Here is an 18,270-nt window from a genome sequence, read left to right as displayed (position 1 = left end):
CCCATCTTGGAAGGCTTATGGCGGCAGTATCGACGAGACGAGGAGTTGCGTATACGGCTCGCGTGGATCGTCGAGCACCTGATCGGTGAGACCGGTTTCGATGACGCGGCCGCCTTTCATCACCATCACCCGGTGCGAGAGCAGGCGCGCGACCGCGAGATCGTGGGTGACGATGATGACGGCAAGGTGCAGCTCGGCGACGAGGCCGCGCAGGAGGTCGAGCAGGCGGGCTTGTACGGAGACGTCGAGGCCGCCGGTCGGCTCGTCCATGAACACCAGCCGCGGCTCGGTGACGAGGTTGCGCGCAATCTGGAGCCGCTGGCGCATGCCGCCGGAATAGGTCCGCGGCGCATCGTCGATCCGCGCGATGTCGATCTCGACGCGCGTCAGCCAGTCGGATGCGGTGTCGCGGATGCGGCCATAGTGATTCCACCCCACCGCCATCAGCCGCTCGCCGACATTGGCGCCGGCCGACACCGCCATGCGCAGGCCCTGGGCGGGATCCTGGTGCACGAAGCCCCAGTCGGTGCGGAACAGAAAGCGCCGCTCGGCTTCGCCGAGCGTGGTGAGATCGCGGGTGACACCGTCACGCATGCGGTAGGCGACGTGGCCGGCGCTCGGCGCGAGCTGGCCCGACAGCAATTGCAGCAGCGTCGACTTGCCCGAGCCGGATTCGCCGACGATCGCCAGCACCTCGCCGGGATAGAGCGCGAACGACACGTCGCGGCACGCGGCGATGCGGCCGAAGGACTTGCTGAGGGATGTCGCGACCAGCAGCGGCTCGTCGTTCTCGCGCAGGTCTGGATCAGCCATTCGTGCCTCCTTGCGCCTTCTCCTTGTACGGCGCGCCACTGAGGCTGCCGTGATGGCCGGCGGCCTGCCGGCCCTCGCAATAGTCGGTGTCGGAGCAGACGAACATGCGGCTGCCCTTGTCGTCGGTGACGATCTCGTCGAGGTAAGAGTCCTCCGCCCCACACAGCGCGCAAGGCGCGTTGAAGCGATACGGCTCGAACGGGTGATCCTCGAAATCGAGCGACACCACCTGCGTATAGGGCGGGATCGCGTAGATGCGCTTCTCGCGGCCGGCGCCGAACAATTGCAGCGCCGGGCAATTATCCATCTTGGGATTGTCGAATTTCGGCGTCGGCGACGGGTCCATCACGTAGCGTGCGTTGACCTTGACCGGATAGGCATAGGCGGTGGCGATGTGGCCGAAGCGGGCGATGTCCTCGTAGAGCTTCACATGCATCAGGCCGTATTCGGCGAGCGCATGCATGCGCCGCGTCTCGGTCTCGCGCGGCTCGAGGAAGCGCAGCGGCTCCGGGATCGGCACCTGATAGACCAGCACCTGACTCTCGCTGAGCGCCGCCTCCGGAATGCGGTGACGGGTCTGGATCACCGTCGCCTCCTCGGTAGCCGTCGTGGTGGCGACGCCGGCGGTCTTGGCGAAGAATTTGCGGATCGAGATCGCGTTGGTGGTGTCGTCGGAGCCCTGGTCGATCACCTTCAGCACGTCCTGCGGTCCCAGGATCGCCGCCGTCACTTGCACGCCGCCGGTGCCCCAGCCATAGGGCATCGGCATTTCGCGGCTGGCGAACGGCACCTGATAGCCGGGAATCGCGATCGCCTTGAGGATGGCGCGGCGGATCATCCGCTTGGTCTGCTCGTCGAGATAGGCGAAATTGTAGGCCGGCGCGTTCATTCCGCGGCCTCCTTCATGGCATCGGGCGTTTGGGCATCGGCGAACTCTTTCCGCAGCTTGCGCAGCAGGCCGAGCTCGGACTGGAAGTCGACATAATGCGGCAGCTTGAGATGCTCGACGAAGCCGGTCGCCTGGACGTTGTCCGAATGCGACATCACGAATTCCTCGTCCTGCGCGGGCGCACGCACCTCCTCGCCGAGCTCGCGGCCCCGCAGCGCGCGGTCGACCAGCGCCATCGACATGGTCTTGCGCTCGCTCTGGCCGAAGGCGAGGCCATAGCCGCGGGTGAAGCACGGCGCTTCGGTCGCGGAGCCCTTGAACTGGTTGACCATCTGGCACTCGGTCAGCTCGATCGAACCGAGCGGCACGGCGAAGCCGGCGTCTTCCGCGAAAAATTCCACCTCGACCTCGCCGAAGCGGATCTCGCCGGCAAAGGGATGGTTGCGGCCATAGCCGCGCTGGGTGGAATAGCCCATCGCCAGCAGAAATCCCTCGTCGCCGCGCGCGAGGTTCTGCAGCCGCAGGTCGCGGCCGGCCGGGAAGTTCAGCGGCTCGCGGGTGAGATCGCCGACGCCGGCGCCCTCCTCGGCCTGCGGCGAGGATTCGATCAAGCCATCGCGGCCGAGAATGTCCGTCACGCGCGGCGTCGGCGCCGTGGATGCATCGGCCGTGGCGGGTGCCTCCGGCGCAAAGCCCTGCGCAAGCGAGGGATCGAGCAGGCGGTGGGTATAGTCGAAGGTCGGCCCGAGGATCTGGCCACCCGGAATGTCCTTGAAGGTCGAGGACACCCGCCGCTGCACGCGCATCGCGCCGGTGTCGACCGGCTCGCTCGCGCCAAAACGCGGCAGCGTGGCGCGGAAGGCGCGGACCAGGAAGATCGCCTCGATCAGATCGCCGCGCGCCTGCTTGATCGCGAGCGCCGCAAGCTCGCGATCATAGAGCGAGCCTTCGCTCATGACGCGGTCCACGGCGAGGCCAAGCTGCTCGGAGATCTGGTCGAGCGTGACCTCCGCAACGCTTTGGTCGCCGCGTCGCTTGTGGGCGAGCAGGCGATGGGCGTTCTCGATGGCGCGTTCGCCGCCTTTGACTGCGACATACATGCTTCAGCTTCCCTTGCTCACGACGCGCGTGGTGCGGGGGATCGCGACCACGGCATCATCGGCGACCAGCACGGCATCGATGCCGCGCGGAAACAGCGCCTCGTTGACATGCAGGCGCTCGAACAGATCGAAGGGCTTGATCGACGCCTGAAGCGTCGCGGTGCCGTCGATTCCGGGTCCGCGCAGCTCGAAGGGGCGACCTGATTCGAGGCTCTCGACCTGCAGGATCACCGTCGTCGAGCGATCCGGATATTCGCTGATGCCGAGCGCGAAGCGCTCCAGCGCCGGCAGCAAGGCGCCGTCGCTGATCAGCGCAAAACTCGCGATCGAGCAATCCTGCACCACCGGCGCGCCGGTGTGGAATTTCAGCCATTTCACGATATCCGAGATCGCCGCCATCCGCGCGTCAAGCCAGAGCGGCGTGTCGTGGTCGAACAGCGTCAGCGCGATCGCCGCGGTGCCGCGCATCATCGGCTCTGGCGCCCCCGCTCCCGGCACGATGCGCTGGACCGAGCCGGGCCGCGCCATCGCGTCCATCACCGAGCGAAAGGTCGATTGCGCCGACAGCACCTTGTCGGCGAAGCCCGGCGGCAATTCCGCAATCGTGGTCATGATCTCACCCCTCACCGCGCACCATGGTGTAGAAATCAACTTTCGTCGCGGCGGTCTCGGCCGCCGCCTGCTTGCGGCGAATCATAAGCTGCTCGCGCAACGGGGCGATTACGTCGCGCTCGATGGCCGCACCAAAATCTGGGGATTGCACCAGCGCATCGCACAGCGCGATCAACCGCGCCTTCTCACTGTTCCGCCCGAGCGTGTAGCCGAAGCCGACCTCGCCGCTTGCAAGCCTCACGGCCGCGCGGGACACCGTGGCTTCGCCGAGGTTGAAGGGGGCGCCGTCGCCGCCGACCCGGCCGCGCAGCATGACGAGGCCGTTTTCCGGCGCACGCAAATCCTGATGGGCCGGCAGGGCCAAATCCAGAGCCAAGTCGCGGAGGCGGGCGGCGATCTCGCCCGCCTCCGCGTGCGCCAGCACGGCCATGGCGGCCCTGCGCTGGGTTTGCTGGTTGCTTTGCTGGGTCACCCGATCCACCGAACCTCTTGACAGAACTTGCCGCGCCGAAGTTGTCTATGATAATAGACAACTTCATACGGGCGCGCCATGACTGTTTCGTGACAAAGCCGTGATTTCTGGGCTAGGCTGACCGGCGATATGAGCATGCAAGACACTGCGTCGTCCGGCGTCGCGCTGTGGCGCCTCGTTGCCGACGGCATCGAGCGCGGCATCGCCGATGGCCGCTTTGCCGCCGGCGACAAATTGCCGGGCGAGATGGAGATCGCCGAAACCTATCGCGTCAACCGCCACACCGTGCGACGCGCGCTCGCAGCCCTTGCCGAGCGCGGCCTGGTGCGGGCCGAGCGTGGCAGCGGCACCTATGTCGAGGCGCAGAAGCTCGCCTATCCCTTACGCTCGCGCACCCGTTTCTCCGAGATCGTCGGGGCCGGCGGCCGCGAGCCGCGCGGCCAGTTGATCGAGGCCTGCGACGATGTCGCCACCCGCGAGCTGGCGCGCGAGCTCGGCTTGAAAGCCGGTGCGCCCCTGGTGCGGATCGAGGCGATCCGCCTCGCCGACCGCACCCCCATCTGCGTCTCCACCACCTGGCTGTCGGCCGAACTGTTTCCGAATGCGGGGGCGGTGTTCGCGGCGACGCGCTCAATGACGAAACTGCTCGCGCATTATGGCGTGCGCGACTATCGCCGCGGCGCGACCCGGATTACCGCCGGCATCGTGGACGCCACCGACGCGGCCCGGCTGGATCTCGCGCTCGGACGCCCGATCCTGGTGGTCGACGCCACCGACCACGATCTCCAGGGCAAGCCGCTGATGACCAAGCATTCCCGCTTCGCGGCGGAGCGGGTGGAGTTTCTGGTGGAGTCGTAGGGTGGGCTGCGCCGGCTCCGCAATTTCGTCATGCCCGGGCTTGTCCCGGGCATCCACGTCTTAAAGTTCCAACAGAAGAACGTGGATGGCCGGGACAAGCCCGGCCATGACGCGGAGAGAATCTTCTACGCCACAGCCCTTCGCCCGATGATCGCGAACCGCAGCTTGCCCGAGATGAAATCGATCGCGGCGACCGCAACCAAAATCATCAGGATCAGGAACGACACTTTCTGCCATTCCAGCACGCGAATCTGCTCGGCGAGTTGCAGGCCGATGCCGCCAGCGCCGACGATGCCGATGATGGTGGCCGAACGCGTGTTGGATTCAATGAAATAGAGCACCTGGCCGGCGATGACAGGCAGTACCTGCGGCAACAGGCCGAAACGGATCTCGTGCAGCGGGCTGCCGCCGGAGGCGCGGATGCCCTCGACCTGCTTCTGGTCGGCCCCCTCGATCGCCTCCGAGAACAGCTTTCCGAACGCACCGAAATCCGACACCGCGATGGCGAGGACTCCGGCGAACGGGCCGAGCCCGACCACGTTGATCCACACCAGCGCCCAGATCAGGGTGTCGACGCCGCGGATCGAATCCAGGAAGCGCCGCACGGGAAAACGCAGGATCTGCGAGGGTATGATGTTGCGCGCGGCCAGCAGGCTGACGGGGAGCGCGAACACCGCGGCCAGCGTCGTCCCCAGCAGCGCGATCGACAGCGTCTCGCCAAGCGCCTTCAGATAGATCGGCAGCGACGAGCCGGGATCGGGCGGAATCATCATCAATGTGATCCAGCCGAGCTGGCTGAGTCCTGCGAAGAACCGCGACGGCGAGAAGTCGAGATCGACGAGGCCGTAAATGAGGAGCGCGAACGCCGCGACGATCATCGCCGGCATGGCGAGCCGCGCGGACGCCGGCCGGTCGAACACGTCGGGGTAGCGCGCGCGAAGCTCTCGTGGATCGACCTCTCGCGGCGTCACGTCCGCGCCTCCTTGCCGAACAGGTGGCTGCGCAGCCAGCCGGTGGTGATGTCGATGATGAAGACCGTGACGATGATGGTGAGCAGGATGGCGCTGACGTCCGAATAGTAGAATTTGCGGATGGCGACGACGAGCTCCTGGCCGATGCCGCCGGCGCCGACGAATCCCATCACCGAGGCCTCGCGGACGTTGATCTCGAAGCGCAGCAGCGCGTAGCTGGCATAGCCCGCCGTCACCTGCGGCACGACGGCGAAGCGCATGCAGGAGAGCCAGCTCGCGCCGGTCGAGCGGATGCCCTCGACCGGCTTCATGTCGGCGTTCTCGACGATCTCCGAGAACAGCTTTCCGAGCGCGCCGGTGGAGTGGATCGCGATAGCGAGCACGCCCGCCATCGGTCCGAGACCGAAGGCGATCACGAAGATCAGGGCGAACACGATGCCGGGCACGGTACGGGCGAATTCTAGCAGGCGCCGGACGACGAAGCGCAGCCAGGGCGCGGGCGAGGTGTTTTCCGCCGCGAAGAAGTTCAGGAGAAACGCGAAGGTCGCGCCGATCAGCGTGCCGACGTAGCTGATCAGCAGCGTCTCGCCCAGCATCTTCAGCCATTTGCGCCAGCCCCAGAGCCACTCGCCGGCATCGGTCCAGACGCGCTGGCCGCTGTCGAGTGTGAGGATGCGGTCGAAATAGCTGACGAAATTGCCGAAATAGGTGAACAGCGTGCGCAGATTCACTTCCGCGCCGATCGCGGCGAGGACCAGCGCCGCGGCGACGATCGCGATTCCCCCTAGCAGGCGGAGCCGCCTGCGCCCGACCGCCCGGCGATAGGCAGCGTTGAGCACGGCGAGCTGCTGCTCGGGTAGGATCGAAACCGCTGTTGTCATCGACTTCGGATGGGTCCGGTCAAAGAAGGAGCCGGGTTCATCGACCCGGCTCCAGGTGCGTCGTCCCGAAACTTAGGACGCCTTCTTCTTACGCAGCGCGTCGACGAACTTGATCAGCTCGATGGTGCCATCCCAGTCCTTGGTGGTGGCGGGATGAAAACCCTTCTTCTGGCCGTCGGAGAGGCGATCGAACGCGGCCTTGTCCTTGGCCGGCGCGTCGAAGAACGCCTTGGCGATAGCCGCCTTGGCGTCTTCCGGCAGGTCGGAATTGTAGGCATAGGGGCCGTTGATGATCGGCGCCGACTTGTGGATGATGCGGAAGTCGTCCTTCTTCATCGCAGAGCCGTCGGCGTTCTTCAGCATGCCCTTGGTCAGCATCTGCGCCAGCGTGGAATCGTCGTCGCTGGTCCACTGGTTGGCGGCAACGTCCACCGTCCCCTGCGACAGCGCCAGCATTGCGTTCTCGTGGCTGCCGGTGAAGACGACCTTGCTGAAATAGCCGTCGGCATCGGGGATGCCCATCTTGTCGAGCTCGAAGCGCGGCACGTTGTTGCCCGAGGTCGAGTTCGGATCGACCAGGCCGAGGTTCTTGCCCTTGAGCTGATCGACGCTCTTGTACGGGCTGCTCGCCTTGACGAAGAACACCGAATAATAGCCGGTCGAGCCATCGGCGTTGATGTCGTTGGCGAAGGCATCGGTCTTGACGCCGGTCAGGCGGGCGCGGGCGAACGAGGCCGAGCCGTAGCTGGCGATATGGATGTTGCCGGCGCGCTGGCCCTCGATGACAGCGGCATAGTCGTTGGCGATGCGCAGCGTGACCTTCACGCCCAGTTCCTTGGAGAGATAGCTCACGAACGGCGCCCAACGTTCGGTGACGCCGGAGGCGTTTTCCGCCGGAACGACCGCGAAGGTCAGCTCGGGATATTTGGCCTTCCAGTCGTCGGCGGAAGCGGAGGCCGTGAACGCGAGCGCGGCGGCGCCGGCGAGAACTAATCTGCGAGTGATCATGATATCCTCTTCATCTGTTGAGGTCGGTTGACGCAAAGACTTGAAACGAAGATTTGCAACGAAACGGATTTCGCTCAGGCGGCCGCGGCCGTTCCGAGCGCCGGGACGCCCTCGGGCACCGGTACAGGCATGCCGCCCATGACATCGGCGGCTTCGAGATCGTAGAGCTCGCGCGCGACGTGATCGGTCAGCGCGGACGGTGCACCGTCGAACACCACGCGCCCCTGCGCCATGCCGATCAGGCGGTCGCAATAGCTGCGCGCCAGATCCAGCGAATGCAGGTTGCAGAGCACGGTGATGCCGAAATGCTTGTTGATGCGCAAAAGCGCATCCATCACGATCTTGGTGTTGCGCGGATCGAGCGAGGCGATCGGCTCGTCGGCGAGGATGATGTCGGGTTGCTGCACCAAGGCGCGGGCAATCGCGACGCGTTGCTGCTGACCACCGGAGAGCTGGTCGGCGCGCTGCGCAGCGAGCGATGCGATATCGAACTGTTCGAGCGCGGACATCGCCAGCGCCTTGTCCTGCTCGGGCCATACTTGCGACAGCGAGCGCCAGGCCGGCATCGTAGCAAGGCGCCCCATCAGGACGTTGGTAAGGACATCGAGCCGGCCGACCAGGTTGAACTGCTGGAAGATCATCGCCGATCGCGCCCGCCATTGCCGCAGCTCCCTGCCGCGCAAGGCGGTGACGTCGACGCGATCGAACAGGATGCGGCCCTCGGTCGGCGTCACCAGGCGGTTGATGCTCCGCAGCAGCGTCGATTTGCCGGCGCCGGACCGTCCGATCACACCGACGAAGCCGCCGGGGGAAATTTGAAACGATGCGTCGTCCACCGCGGCTTTCGCGCCGAAGCGACACGTCAGACCTTCCACCACCAGCATGCAGCGCTCCAGATTAACTGGAGCCAACCGCTAACGCCGGCGCTTAACACTTGTGTGACAGGTGCTGTGCGGTGCGGCGATCCTACGCAGCTCATCCCCTGTCATCGCCCCGTCATGACATCGTCATCAAGCCGCTCGAAGAGGAACGCCCGCCCGCAATCCGGAACCAACATGGCCGCCAAAGCGCTTTCGGTCCAGCCGACCATCGATCCTTCGGCCACGCTGCACGAGACCAGGCTCGGCGCCTATACCGAGGTCGGCGCACGCACGATCCTGCACGAAGTGGCGATGGACGATTACTCCTATGTCGTGAACGACGCCCAGATCACCTACAGTACAATCGGAAAATTCTGCTCGATCGCGGCGATGACGCGCATCAATCCCGGCAATCATCCGATGCACCGCGCGACGCAGGCGCATTTCACCTATCGTTCGAGCGCCTACTTCGAAGGCGAGAGCGACGATACCGAGTTCTTCGAGTGGCGGCGGCAGCATCACGTCGATATCGGCCACGACGTCTGGATCGGCCATGGCGCGGTCGTGTTGCCGGGCCGCAACATCGGCACCGGCGCGGTGATCGCGGCCGGCGCCATCGTCACCAAGGACGTGCCGGCCTACACCATCGTCGCCGGCAATCCGGCCCGAATCGTGCGGCGGCGATTCTCCGAAGAGATCGCCGGGCGGCTTGCGCGGCTGGCCTGGTGGGACTGGGATCACGACAAATTGCGGCAAGCTCTGCCTGATTTCCGCAAGCTCGGGATTGAAGATTTTCTTGCGACATACGAAGCACGAGCGAGCTCTCTCGCCAATTCTCCCAGCAAACGAAGCGCGGTCGCGTGACAGACATTTTCCTTGAAGGCGGCCGGGCCCTGATCGGCACTGAGGTCGCCGAAACGTCATTGGCGGTATCCGGGCAGGACATCACTGCGATGGACGCCTCGCGCGGCCGGGCGCGGCTGGCGATCGATGCACGGGGCCTGCTGGTGCTACCCGGCATCGTCGATCTCCATGGCGATGCGTTCGAGCGGCAGATGATGCCCCGCGCCGGCGTCGACTTCCCGATCGACGTCGCGCTCGCCGACAGCGACCGCCAGGCGATCAGCAACGGCATCACCACGGTGTTTCACGCCACGACCTGTTCGTGGGAGCCGGGCCTGCGCAGCTGTGACAATGCGCGCGGCCTGATGGAGGCCATCGAGCGGCAGCGCCCGCAATTCGCCGCCGACACCCGCTTCCATCTCAGGCACGAGACCTACAATCTTGAGTCCGAGCCTGAAATCAGCCAGTGGCTGGCCGAGGGCCGCGTCGACCTGCTTGCCTTCAACGACCACATGGACGGCACCGTCGCCGACATGGCCAAGCCGCGCAAGCGCAACCGCATGGTGGAGCGCACCGGCCTGTCAGCCGAGGAATTCGATCGGCTGGTCGAACGCGTGACCTCGCGCGCCGACGAGGTGCCGGCTTCCGTTGCGCGCCTGGCCGCCGCAGCCCGTGCCGCCGAGGTGCGGATGCTCTCGCACGACGACGCCACACCGGCGATGCGCCGGGAGTTTCGCGAGCTCGGGGCTGACATCGCGGAGTTTCCGGTTAATGAGGAGACCGCGCAAGCGGCGGCGAACCACGGCGATGCCATCGTCTATGGCGCGCCGAACGTCGTGCGCGGCGGCAGCCACACCGGCTGGACCAGGGCCTCCGACATGATCGCCAAGGGACTCTGCTCGGTGCTGGCCTCGGACTATTATTATCCGGCGCAGCTGCTCGCCGCGTTCCGCCTCGCCGCCGATGGTGTGCTGCCGCTGCCGAAAGCCTGGGATCTGGTCTCCGCCGGACCCGCACGTGCGACCGGCCTCACCGATCGCGGCGTGCTCGACGAAGGCCGCCGGGCCGACATTCTGCTGGTCGACGACAGCCTGCCATTGCGACCGCGGCTGATCGCGGTGATCTCGGGCGGCAAGCTCGTGCATCTCACCGATGCAACACGCCTCCTCGCCGCCGCAGCGATGCCACGCGAGACTGTCGTTGCGGCGTAAATTGGTTATGCTGAGGCAATGACAGGTTTTCCCCGCTACGCGATCTATTTTGCCGCAGGCGCCGACAGCGCCCTCTCTCGCTTCGGCGCCGAGCTGCTCGGCTATGATGCCTATACCGGTAGCGAACTGGCCTTTCCCGCCGACGCATTGCGCGTCGCGCCGGACTGGTGCGATGTCAGTGCCGATCCCCGCAAATACGGTTTTCATGCCACGCTGAAGGCACCGATGGCGCTGACGCCTGGCAAGACTGATGCCGAGCTGATGGCCGCCTGCGCGAGTTTCGCCGACAAGTCTCGACCGCTTCCCGTGATCCGGCCGATTGTGGATTCCATCAGCGGCTTCATCGCCGTCATTCCGGCCGAGCCGGTCGAGGCGCTACAAGAGCTCGCCGCCGATTGCGTCCGTGAGTTCGATCCCTTCCGCGCCGCTCTGTCGGCGGAGGATCGCGCGCGGCGCAGACCTGAGAAGCTGAGCGAACGGCAGCGCGACTATCTGGACCGCTGGGGCTATCCTTACGTGATGGAGGAATTCCGCTTCCATATGACGCTGACCGGGCGGCTGGATGCGGAACGGCGCGGGGCGATCCTGGAGATGCTGCGGGCGCGGTTTGCGGCTTTGAAGATCGATGCGCTCGTGATCGATCGCATCGCGCTGTTTAGACAGCACGACGCGAGGGGGCGCTTTCGCATCGTCGACGAGTGGGCTTTGACGCGGTAGGTTTCACGACCGGCTCGCGAAATTGAAGCCGAGCGCCACCACGCCAACCACAATGAGGCTGGCCGCCCAGATCACATCCAGATTGAACCAGCTTCGTGAGACAAACCTCAATCCCAGGTAACGGTAGACCAGCCACGCCAGACATCCGCCCGCGCTGATCATGGCGACAACGTGCACCAGAGACACCAGCATCGCCATCCCGACACTTGTCTTCATCAGCGCGCCAGCGGCCTCGTGGCCGGCATCGAGTTCGAATGCTTGGCAGAGACCGAGATAGATCGGCACGAGCATCAAGGCGGCGCCGTGAGCAATGGCGACGGCAAACGACCAGAGCGCCAATTGCGTCGGCGGAATTCGTGCCAGCGCACGCGGATGGCGCCGCTCGATCAGCCGATAGACGCCAAAGCCGATGACAAGAAGGCTCGCACTGAGCTGGATCGAACGCTGCCACTCCGCCAACACGAGCAGCAGCGCGAAAGGCAGCAGAACGAGAAGCGTTGCCAGAAGGTGTCCGGCCGCGAGAGCCGCCAATGCACGGAAGAGCGCGCGCGGGCTCTTGTCCAGGAGCCCGGCCGAAACAGCGAGCGGCCATCCCATCCCGGGATTGATCCCGTGGTAGAGACCGCTCGCAATAAGCGCGAGCCAAAGCCAGCCGACCGCCGGGCTCGCGTGCCCCCAACCTAGACCGACGGGTAGCAAAAGGAGTCCGTCGAACAATCGCCGCCCTCCAGCCTGATCTGGTGCGCACGATATCCGTCGGGGAAGCTCACGAAGTAATCCTTGTCGAGCTCGAGGCCGCCGTTGCGACCGACATTGACCATGACCTCCACGCCCGGTACCCCGTCGGGATAGAACTGGTCATCCCAGGTGGAATAGAGCGAGTTGGTCCAGTATACGCGCTTGCCGTCGCGGCTGATCTCGACCATCTGCGGGCCGGCCGCGAATGCCTTGCTGTTCGGATGGGGCGTACGGCGCGCGATGCCGCCGATGTGGACCGAGCCCGCAAGCTTCGGCTTTCGCGGGTCGCTCACGTCGTATTGGCGCATTTCGCCCGTGCCCCAGCACGAGACATAGAGAAAACGATCGTCCATCGACAGGTCGATGTCGGTCACCAGCGGCGGCACGGCACCAAAGCCCTGCAGCAGCGGCGGGAGCTTCTCCTTTGGCGCCGGCTCGGGCGGGATCGTCGCCGTCTTCTCGGCATGGAATTTCCCGCCTTCGCGCCACCAGGTCCAGATCGAGGCTTCGAGGTTGGTGGTGTCGACCACGACGCCTACGAAGCCGTACTCACGAACCGGATCGTGCGCCGGCCGCACCTCCAGCGCCATCTGATGATTGGCGCCGAGGTCGATGGTCTGGACGTTGCGACGGGCGCGGAGGTCCCAGAAGTGGAGACGATGGCCGTATTTGTTCGCAAGCAGATCTTCCGGGACGATCCCGTTCTCGAACTGTGGCGGCAACGCCCATTCGCTCGTCACCATGTAGTCGCGCGGCAGATTCCACCAGAAATCGTAATGCAGTGTCTGCGGGCCACGATCGATCTCCCATCGTCCAAGAACCTCGAACGTCTCGCAATCCATGATGAAGACGCCAGGAGGACCATTGGTGCCGTCTTTGCCACCACCGCCCAGCGTGCTCACATAGATGCCGTCCGGCCCGCAATGGATGGTATGCGGCCGCGAGTAGCCGGTCTTCTTGAACACTTCCTCGGGCTCGATGATCTTGTGGATCTTGGCTTTGGTCGGATCCGGCTTGGTATCGATGATGTAGATCCGCGACGAGCGCAGTCCCGGAATGATGAGATAGCGCCGCTCGATGAAGGCATGTCCGGCGAGCGGCGACAAGGCGGAGGAGCAGGCATTCCAGCCGAAGTGATGAAACTCATCGCCCTTGTTGGGCATCGTCACGGTGTGCACGATCTGGCTATAGGTCGGTGATCCCGGCTTGACGTCGATGACCGCGAGCGCATCCGGCTTTGAGAAATCCGGACTGAGCAGCAACGTGTAGGCAAAGTTCTCAGCAGGCGCTTCCATCGCAAGCTTGGGCGATGCGTGAAAGGTGGGATCCGGCCTCATCGTCATGGCACTGCCTCCCTGTTCTGTCGGTACGCGCCAACCTGGCCCGGGATAACGGCATGGAGAGGTATTACGCGATGTCTTGGGATGCTCCGCAGGGCCGGTTGGCGAACGTACAATATGCCATCGCCGCGCCGGGGGAAACTGGCCGAACCGCGCTATTTCGACGCCTTGGGTCGAATGGCATGCCGCCGGGATCGGGCGGAACGCACGCGTCCTATTCAGTGTCGTCCCGGCCTAGTGCAGCAATTGTGCACGGGGGGCCGGGACGACAGGGAGACCTACTTCCCCCACCGCAATGCCAGCGCATCGCGCTCCTTCGCCAGCTCCAGCAGCCCGGCGCGCGTCGCCGGATGCAGCGGCTGCAGCGGATGGCGCACGGCGTCCGATTTGATCACGCCGCCGGCCTGCATCATGACCTTGCAGGCGATCAGGCCGCATTGACGGTTCTCGTAGTTGATCAGCGGCAGCCAGCGCTCATAGGCGGCCTTCGCCTTTTCGCGATCGCCGGCGAAATAGGGATCGATGATCTGGCGGATGCCGTCGGGATAGCCGCCGCCGGTCATCGCGCCGGTGGCGCCGGCATCGAGATCGGCGAGCAGCGTGATCGCCTCCTCGCCGTCCCACGGACCCTCGATGTCCTTGCCGCCCGCCTCGATCAGGCTGCGGAGCTTTGAAGCCGCGCCAGGCACTTCGATCTTGAAATAGCGGACGTTCGAGAAGTCGCGCGCCAGCCGCGCGAGCAGCTCGACCGACAGCGGCGTGCCGGCCACCGGGGCGTCCTGGATCATGATGGGAATGTCGATCGCGCCCGAGAGCACCTTGAAGAATTCGACGATGCCCTTCTCAGGGACCCGGAAGGTGGCGCCGTGATAGGGCGGCATCACCATCACCATGGCGGCGCCCGCCGCTTCGGCCTGCTTGCTGCGCGCGGCGCAGACGGCCGAGCTGAAATGGGTGGTGGTGACGATCACGGGAACCCGGCCCGCGACATGCTCCAGCACCGCGTGCATCACGCTCTCGCGCTCGGCATCGGTGAGCACGAACTGCTCGGAGAAATTGGCGAGGATGCAGATGCCGTTCGAGCCGGCATCGATCATGAAGTCGATGCAGCGGCGCTGTCCCTCGAGGTCGAGCTCCCCGCGCTCGTCGAAGATGGTGGGCGCGACCGGGAACACGCCGCGATAGGGGCGCTGGGCCTTGTGTGGGGTGACCGGCATCGAACTCTCCATCCCTGATGTGTCTTACGTCTGGCGCTGCGCTCACGGCGCGAGGCGGCACAGATGTAGCCGCCGCCGGGACCTGCGGCAATGGCCGCGCGACGTCGGATGGGGAACTGAGAGGAAGCTCGTTTGAGGCCATCCTTCGAGACGCCCGCCTGCGGCGGGCCCTCAGGATGAGGTCGTGGCCCGCGGCAAAATATCAGATCCTCATGGTGAGGAGCCCGCCAAAGCGGGCGTCTCGAACCATGCAGGCCGAATCTCTGACGATTGCCTAAGGTGCTTACGCGGTCTTCACCGCTCCCAAAAAGCCCTCAACCGCGACGCGGAGACGATCGGCGTCGGCCGACATCTTCTTGACGGATTCCGACAACACCGTGCCGGCATTGCCGGTCTCCTGGTTGAGCCTGGCGACGCTGCCGATGGTGTCGGTGACCTCGCGGGTGCCTTGCGCCGCTTGCTGGAAGTTGCGCGAGATCTCCGTGGTGGCCGCGCGCTGCTGCTCGACGGCGGCAGCAATCGCCGTCATCTTCTCGTCGATGCCGCCGATGGCGCCGCCGATCGAACGGATGGCGGCAACCGCCTGGCCCGTCGCGCTCTGAATCTCCTCGACCTGACGCGAGATCTCTTCCGTCGCCGTCGCGGTCTGGGAGGCGAGGCTCTTGACCTCGCCGGCGACCACGGCGAAACCGCGGCCGGCCTCGCCCGCGCGCGCAGCTTCGATGGTCGCGTTGAGGGCCAGGAGGTTGGTCTGGCCGGCGATGGCATTGATCATCTTCACGACCTCGCCGATGCGGCTTGCAGTCTGGTCGAGGATCTCGACCGTCGCGTTGGTCTGCTCGGCCTGCAAGACGGCTTCGCGGGCCTCGCGGGCGCTGGACTGCACCTGCGCCGAGATTTCGCCGACGGACGCGGAGAGCTCTTCGGTCGCGGCCGCAATGGTCTCCAGATTGTTGGTGGCCTGTTCGGCGGCGGAGGAGACCGCCGCGGTCTGGCTGCTCGATTGCGAGACCAGCGAGCGCACGCCCGTCGCCGTGGCATCGAGTTCCTTCGTCGATGCGACGACACTCTGGATGACCGCCTGCACGGTATCGTCGAAGCTGCGGCAAGCCGCATCGACGGTACCGGAGCGGGCGAGCTGCAGCGCCTGCTGCGATTCACGTTCCTGGCCCAGGCGCTCGGCGGTTGCCGCACTCTCGCGCAGGCTTTCGAGTGCGGCGGCCATGGTGCCGAACTCGTCGGGATGCCGGGATTGCGGCACTGGCGTCGCATAGTCGCGCGCGCTGATGCGCGCGATGGCATCGAGGATGGCGCGCACCGGCCGCATCAGGCGATTGCGTACCACGAACACGCCGGCAAGGGTCACGGCCAGCGCGAGCAGGAAGGCGAACGACTGCACGATGAGATTGGTGAGGGCTTTGGCCTGAACGGCCTCCGCACGCGCGATCGACTGGTCGAGCGCCGTGTTGGCGACAGCGACGATGGGCGCGAAAGGCGATTGGCACAACGCGTTCCATTCCGCCGGGGGCATCGCCGGACGGCCGCTGCCGTCGAGATTTTTGGTGAGATCGCCGATCTGCTTGAGGACGCCGTCGGTCTTCGCGCGCGCCTGTTTGGCTGTGTTGACCATCTCCGCCGACACGTCAGGCGCGGCCAGCAGCTCCTCCATGCCCGTCCAGCCGGCGGCGATGATTCCGTTCCAGCCGGCTACGGTCTGCTTCTGGGTCTCGTCGAGCGGCTTGGAGGTGTTGACGTTCGGGCGCAGGGTCGAGCACTGGATGCCGTAGCGGTCGCGCACCTGCCAGGCAAGGCGGCGGGCCTGGATCATGCGGGCAATGAAGGGATCGTTGGTCCAGGCGCGGTTCGACACCGCGGTGGAGGCCAGATTCGCGGTCTCGATCACCTTGGTGACGCCATCGTACCAGGCCGCGGTGCGCTCGATCTTGCGCTCGGCACGCGGCAGCTTCGCCTCGTCGTAGAACAGCTGGAACTTCGGGGCGGCCTCGCTCCAGCGTTGCTTCAGCGTACTCGCAAGCTCGTCGCGGCGGGTGAATTCGATGGTGGAGAGGGCCGCGACGATGGAATCATAGCCGGCCTGCTCGGCCTTCTCGGCGGCACCGAGCTTGGCGCGCGGATCGTCCTCGCCGAGCAGCGCACTCTGGGCATCGCCCCGATTGCTGCGCAGGGACACCACGCCGTGGAAGATGGCCTTGTCGGCGTTCGCAAGCCGTTCGGTCTCCAGACTGTCGCTGTAGCGGCCGAAGGCCCCGACCATCTGGGTCGCGGTAGAGGTCAGCGCGCCGACGGCCAGTAGCGCCATCAGCGTCAGGAGAAGCGAGCTTACCGATTTGTTAAACATCGTCATGGGTCGGGCGCCTACTCTTCACGAGAGGCCACCTTGCATGGCGACATGCCAAGGTTTGGTTAAGACTTTAATCAAATACCTGCGGTTGTGCCCGCCGCTCCTCCCGGCAGGCCGCGTCCGCTCACGCCACCTTGGTGAAATCCGGCGGCCGGCGCTCGGCAAAAGCCGTGAATGCTTCGCGCGCCTCGGCGGTGCGCAGGCGCTGGGCGAACTGCTCGCCTTCGGCCTGCATCTGCGCAACCAGCGCCTCGCCGTTGCGCATCAGGCGCTTGGTCGCCGTGAGGGCGCCGGCCGGCTGCCGGGCAATGCGCTGCGCCAGTGCGAGCGCCTCGGCATCGAGCGTGTCGAGCGGCACCACACGGTTGGCAAGGCCCCATTGCAGCGCAGCCTGCGCCGGCACGGTCTCCCCCAGCGCGAACATTTCGTAGGCGCGGGCATAGCCGATGCGCGCCGGCATCAGCAGGCTGGAAGCCGCTTCCGGCACCAGCGCGAGACTGACGAAGGGCGTCGACAATTGCGCGTTGTCGGCGAGCACTACGAGGTCGCAATGCAGCAGCATCGTGGTGCCGACGCCGACGGCACGGCCCTGCACCGCCGCAATCAGCGGCCGGGTGCAGCGCGCCAGCGACTGGATGAAGCGGATGACGTTGCGGCTGCCTTCGGACTTGCCGGCTGCGACCGCGGCAAATTCGCCGACGTCATTGCCGGCGGTGAACATGTCGCCCTCGCCGCGGATCAGGATCACGCGAGCCGACGGATCGAGCTCGGCGGATTCGATGGCGTCGGCAAGCTTGCCGTACATCGCATCGGTCAGCGCGTTCTTCTTGTCGGGGCGCGCCAGGGTGAGGGTGAGAATGCCGCCGTTGGTCTCGATCCGGACATGCTCGGTCATGGGTCTCTCCTTTTATTCGTGTGAACTTCTTGTCTCTGGAGGTCTTGGAAACTTGTCCTGAATGCTGGTCAGCCAGCGCGCGACGATATCGATCTCGGCAGCCGTGAATCCGTCCGTCAGCGCCGCGTTGACCTCGGCCGCGCCAGCTTTCGCTTGCGCCAGCACGGCGCGTCCCTTCGGCGTCAACCAGATGCGCCAGGCACGTCCGTCCTCGCGATCGGCCCGCCGCTCGATCAACTTCGCAGCCTCGGTGCGATCGACGAGGCCGGAAATGCCGGCCGGCCCCATGTCGAGCGCCGCGCCGGCCTCGCCCATCAGGATGCCGTCCTGCTTGCCGAGAATGAACAACAGCCCGGCCTGCGCCGGCGTCACCTCGTTGTCCGGCCGCGCCGCCATCCAGCGCTGCAAGCGGCGCTGGGCGACGCTCAGCAGATAGACCAGCCGATGATGCCGCGCGTCGGTGCTTTTATTTCGCATGCGAAA

General features: G+C 65.6%; 19 protein-coding genes. 4 read left to right on the top strand and 15 right to left on the bottom strand.

Going from position 1 to position 18,270, the window contains the following annotated elements; translation table 11 throughout:
- Positions 1-15: 15 nt before the first annotated feature.
- Genes phnK through phnG form a run of 5 tightly spaced genes read right to left on the bottom strand, consistent with a single transcriptional unit; the run spans position 16 to position 3,895 of the window.
- Entirely contained in the window at positions 16-813 is a 798-nt protein-coding gene (phnK, locus tag XH84_RS36560; RefSeq protein ID WP_128919240.1) for a phosphonate C-P lyase system protein PhnK, read from the bottom strand.
- Positions 806-1,702: an alpha-D-ribose 1-methylphosphonate 5-phosphate C-P-lyase PhnJ gene (locus tag XH84_RS36555; protein WP_128919239.1), complete on the bottom strand. Its 897-nt coding sequence runs from the start codon at positions 1,700-1,702 to the stop codon at positions 806-808. Before XH84_RS36555 ends, phnK begins: the two co-directional genes overlap by 8 nt.
- Entirely contained in the window at positions 1,699-2,802 is a 1,104-nt protein-coding gene (locus XH84_RS36550) for a carbon-phosphorus lyase complex subunit (RefSeq protein WP_128919238.1), read from the bottom strand. Before XH84_RS36550 ends, XH84_RS36555 begins: the two co-directional genes overlap by 4 nt.
- Before the next feature lie 3 nt (positions 2,803-2,805).
- Entirely contained in the window at positions 2,806-3,414 is a 609-nt protein-coding gene (gene phnH, locus XH84_RS36545) for a phosphonate C-P lyase system protein PhnH (RefSeq protein ID WP_164936228.1), read from the bottom strand.
- Between the two features lie 4 nt (positions 3,415-3,418).
- Positions 3,419-3,895: a phosphonate C-P lyase system protein PhnG gene (gene phnG, locus XH84_RS36540; RefSeq protein ID WP_128919237.1), complete on the bottom strand. Its 477-nt coding sequence runs from the start codon at positions 3,893-3,895 to the stop codon at positions 3,419-3,421.
- 120 nt (positions 3,896-4,015) lie between these two features.
- Here phnG and phnF point away from each other — a divergent pair, with 120 nt between their 5' ends.
- Positions 4,016-4,744 (top strand): phosphonate metabolism transcriptional regulator PhnF, encoded by a 729-nt coding sequence (gene phnF, locus XH84_RS36535; RefSeq protein ID WP_128919236.1) that lies wholly within the window; start codon positions 4,016-4,018, stop codon positions 4,742-4,744.
- Positions 4,745-4,869: 125 nt separating this feature from the next.
- Here phnF and phnE (XH84_RS36530) read toward each other — a convergent pair whose 3' ends face one another.
- From phnE (XH84_RS36530) to phnC, 4 genes are all read right to left on the bottom strand, one after another.
- A complete protein-coding gene (gene phnE / locus XH84_RS36530) occupies positions 4,870-5,715 on the bottom strand; it encodes a phosphonate ABC transporter, permease protein PhnE (protein ID WP_128919235.1) in 846 nt (281 codons plus the stop codon).
- Positions 5,712-6,596, bottom strand: coding sequence for a phosphonate ABC transporter, permease protein PhnE (gene phnE, locus XH84_RS36525; RefSeq protein ID WP_128919234.1), 885 nt, complete (start codon positions 6,594-6,596; stop codon positions 5,712-5,714). The genes phnE (XH84_RS36530) and phnE (XH84_RS36525) overlap by 4 nt, the downstream gene beginning before the upstream one ends.
- Positions 6,597-6,668: 72 nt before the next feature.
- Complete coding sequence (phnD, locus tag XH84_RS36520) at positions 6,669-7,604, bottom strand: phosphonate ABC transporter substrate-binding protein (RefSeq protein WP_128919233.1); 936 nt, start codon at positions 7,602-7,604, stop codon at positions 6,669-6,671.
- 74 nt (positions 7,605-7,678) lie between these two features.
- Positions 7,679-8,488, bottom strand: coding sequence for a phosphonate ABC transporter ATP-binding protein (gene phnC / locus XH84_RS36515; RefSeq protein WP_128919232.1), 810 nt, complete (start codon positions 8,486-8,488; stop codon positions 7,679-7,681).
- A 171-nt stretch (positions 8,489-8,659) separates the two neighbouring features.
- Between phnC and XH84_RS36510 the strand changes: the two genes are divergently transcribed.
- From XH84_RS36510 to XH84_RS36500, 3 genes are read left to right on the top strand one after another with little or no spacing between them, the layout of a single operon-like run.
- Positions 8,660-9,328, top strand: a complete 669-nt coding sequence (locus tag XH84_RS36510; protein ID WP_128919231.1) for a transferase hexapeptide repeat family protein — start codon at positions 8,660-8,662, stop codon at positions 9,326-9,328.
- Positions 9,325-10,518: an alpha-D-ribose 1-methylphosphonate 5-triphosphate diphosphatase gene (locus XH84_RS36505; RefSeq protein ID WP_128919230.1), complete on the top strand. Its 1,194-nt coding sequence runs from the start codon at positions 9,325-9,327 to the stop codon at positions 10,516-10,518. Before XH84_RS36510 ends, XH84_RS36505 begins: the two co-directional genes overlap by 4 nt.
- An 18-nt stretch (positions 10,519-10,536) precedes the next feature.
- Positions 10,537-11,235 carry a DUF1045 domain-containing protein gene (locus tag XH84_RS36500; protein WP_128919229.1) on the top strand — a complete coding sequence of 233 codons (699 nt, stop codon included), beginning with the start codon at positions 10,537-10,539 and terminating at the stop codon, positions 11,233-11,235.
- Between the two features lie 3 nt (positions 11,236-11,238).
- On the opposite strand, the gene XH84_RS36495 is transcribed toward XH84_RS36500, so the two are convergent.
- From XH84_RS36495 to XH84_RS36470, 6 genes are all read right to left on the bottom strand, one after another.
- A complete protein-coding gene (locus XH84_RS36495; protein WP_128919319.1) occupies positions 11,239-11,832 on the bottom strand; it encodes a hypothetical protein in 594 nt (197 codons plus the stop codon).
- 83 nt (positions 11,833-11,915) lie between these two features.
- Positions 11,916-13,316, bottom strand: coding sequence for a selenium-binding protein SBP56-related protein (locus XH84_RS36490; RefSeq protein ID WP_128919228.1), 1,401 nt, complete (start codon positions 13,314-13,316; stop codon positions 11,916-11,918).
- Between the two features lie 275 nt (positions 13,317-13,591).
- Positions 13,592-14,530, bottom strand: coding sequence for a dihydrodipicolinate synthase family protein (locus tag XH84_RS36485; RefSeq protein ID WP_128919227.1), 939 nt, complete (start codon positions 14,528-14,530; stop codon positions 13,592-13,594).
- A gap of 283 nt (positions 14,531-14,813) precedes the next feature.
- Complete coding sequence (locus tag XH84_RS36480; RefSeq protein ID WP_128919226.1) at positions 14,814-16,895, bottom strand: methyl-accepting chemotaxis protein; 2,082 nt, start codon at positions 16,893-16,895, stop codon at positions 14,814-14,816.
- A 121-nt stretch (positions 16,896-17,016) separates the two neighbouring features.
- Positions 17,017-17,787 carry an enoyl-CoA hydratase gene (locus tag XH84_RS36475; RefSeq protein ID WP_128919225.1) on the bottom strand — a complete coding sequence of 257 codons (771 nt, stop codon included), beginning with the start codon at positions 17,785-17,787 and terminating at the stop codon, positions 17,017-17,019.
- A gap of 12 nt (positions 17,788-17,799) precedes the next feature.
- The gene (locus tag XH84_RS36470; RefSeq protein ID WP_128919224.1) at positions 17,800-18,264 is read right to left on the bottom strand and encodes a MarR family winged helix-turn-helix transcriptional regulator; all 465 of its coding nucleotides are present in this window, start codon (positions 18,262-18,264) and stop codon (positions 17,800-17,802) included.
- Positions 18,265-18,270: the final 6 nt, after the last annotated feature.

Origin of the sequence: Bradyrhizobium nanningense (assembly GCF_004114535.1) — a bacterium.
Taxonomy (GTDB): domain Bacteria; phylum Pseudomonadota; class Alphaproteobacteria; order Rhizobiales; family Xanthobacteraceae; genus Bradyrhizobium; species Bradyrhizobium nanningense.
This window is presented reverse-complemented; position numbering and strand designations above follow the sequence as displayed.

Coding starts and splice junctions, on each gene's coding strand:
- phnK (WP_128919240.1), bottom strand. CDS start 813: ATGGCTGATCCAGACCTGCGCGAGAACGACGAGCCGCTGCTGGTCGCG.
- XH84_RS36555 (WP_128919239.1), bottom strand. CDS start 1,702: ATGAACGCGCCGGCCTACAATTTCGCCTATCTCGACGAGCAGACCAAG.
- XH84_RS36550 (WP_128919238.1), bottom strand. CDS start 2,802: ATGTATGTCGCAGTCAAAGGCGGCGAACGCGCCATCGAGAACGCCCAT.
- phnH (WP_164936228.1), bottom strand. CDS start 3,414: ATGACCACGATTGCGGAATTGCCGCCGGGCTTCGCCGACAAGGTGCTG.
- phnF (WP_128919236.1), top strand. CDS start 4,016: ATGAGCATGCAAGACACTGCGTCGTCCGGCGTCGCGCTGTGGCGCCTC.
- phnE (WP_128919234.1), bottom strand. CDS start 6,596: ATGACAACAGCGGTTTCGATCCTACCCGAGCAGCAGCTCGCCGTGCTC.
- phnD (WP_128919233.1), bottom strand. CDS start 7,604: ATGATCACTCGCAGATTAGTTCTCGCCGGCGCCGCCGCGCTCGCGTTC.
- phnC (WP_128919232.1), bottom strand. CDS start 8,488: ATGCTGGTGGTGGAAGGTCTGACGTGTCGCTTCGGCGCGAAAGCCGCG.
- XH84_RS36510 (WP_128919231.1), top strand. CDS start 8,660: ATGGCCGCCAAAGCGCTTTCGGTCCAGCCGACCATCGATCCTTCGGCC.
- XH84_RS36500 (WP_128919229.1), top strand. CDS start 10,537: ATGACAGGTTTTCCCCGCTACGCGATCTATTTTGCCGCAGGCGCCGAC.
- XH84_RS36495 (WP_128919319.1), bottom strand. CDS start 11,832: ATGGGATGGCCGCTCGCTGTTTCGGCCGGGCTCCTGGACAAGAGCCCG.
- XH84_RS36490 (WP_128919228.1), bottom strand. CDS start 13,316: ATGACGATGAGGCCGGATCCCACCTTTCACGCATCGCCCAAGCTTGCG.
- XH84_RS36485 (WP_128919227.1), bottom strand. CDS start 14,530: ATGCCGGTCACCCCACACAAGGCCCAGCGCCCCTATCGCGGCGTGTTC.
- XH84_RS36480 (WP_128919226.1), bottom strand. CDS start 16,895: ATGACGATGTTTAACAAATCGGTAAGCTCGCTTCTCCTGACGCTGATG.
- XH84_RS36475 (WP_128919225.1), bottom strand. CDS start 17,787: ATGACCGAGCATGTCCGGATCGAGACCAACGGCGGCATTCTCACCCTC.
- XH84_RS36470 (WP_128919224.1), bottom strand. CDS start 18,264: ATGCGAAATAAAAGCACCGACGCGCGGCATCATCGGCTGGTCTATCTG.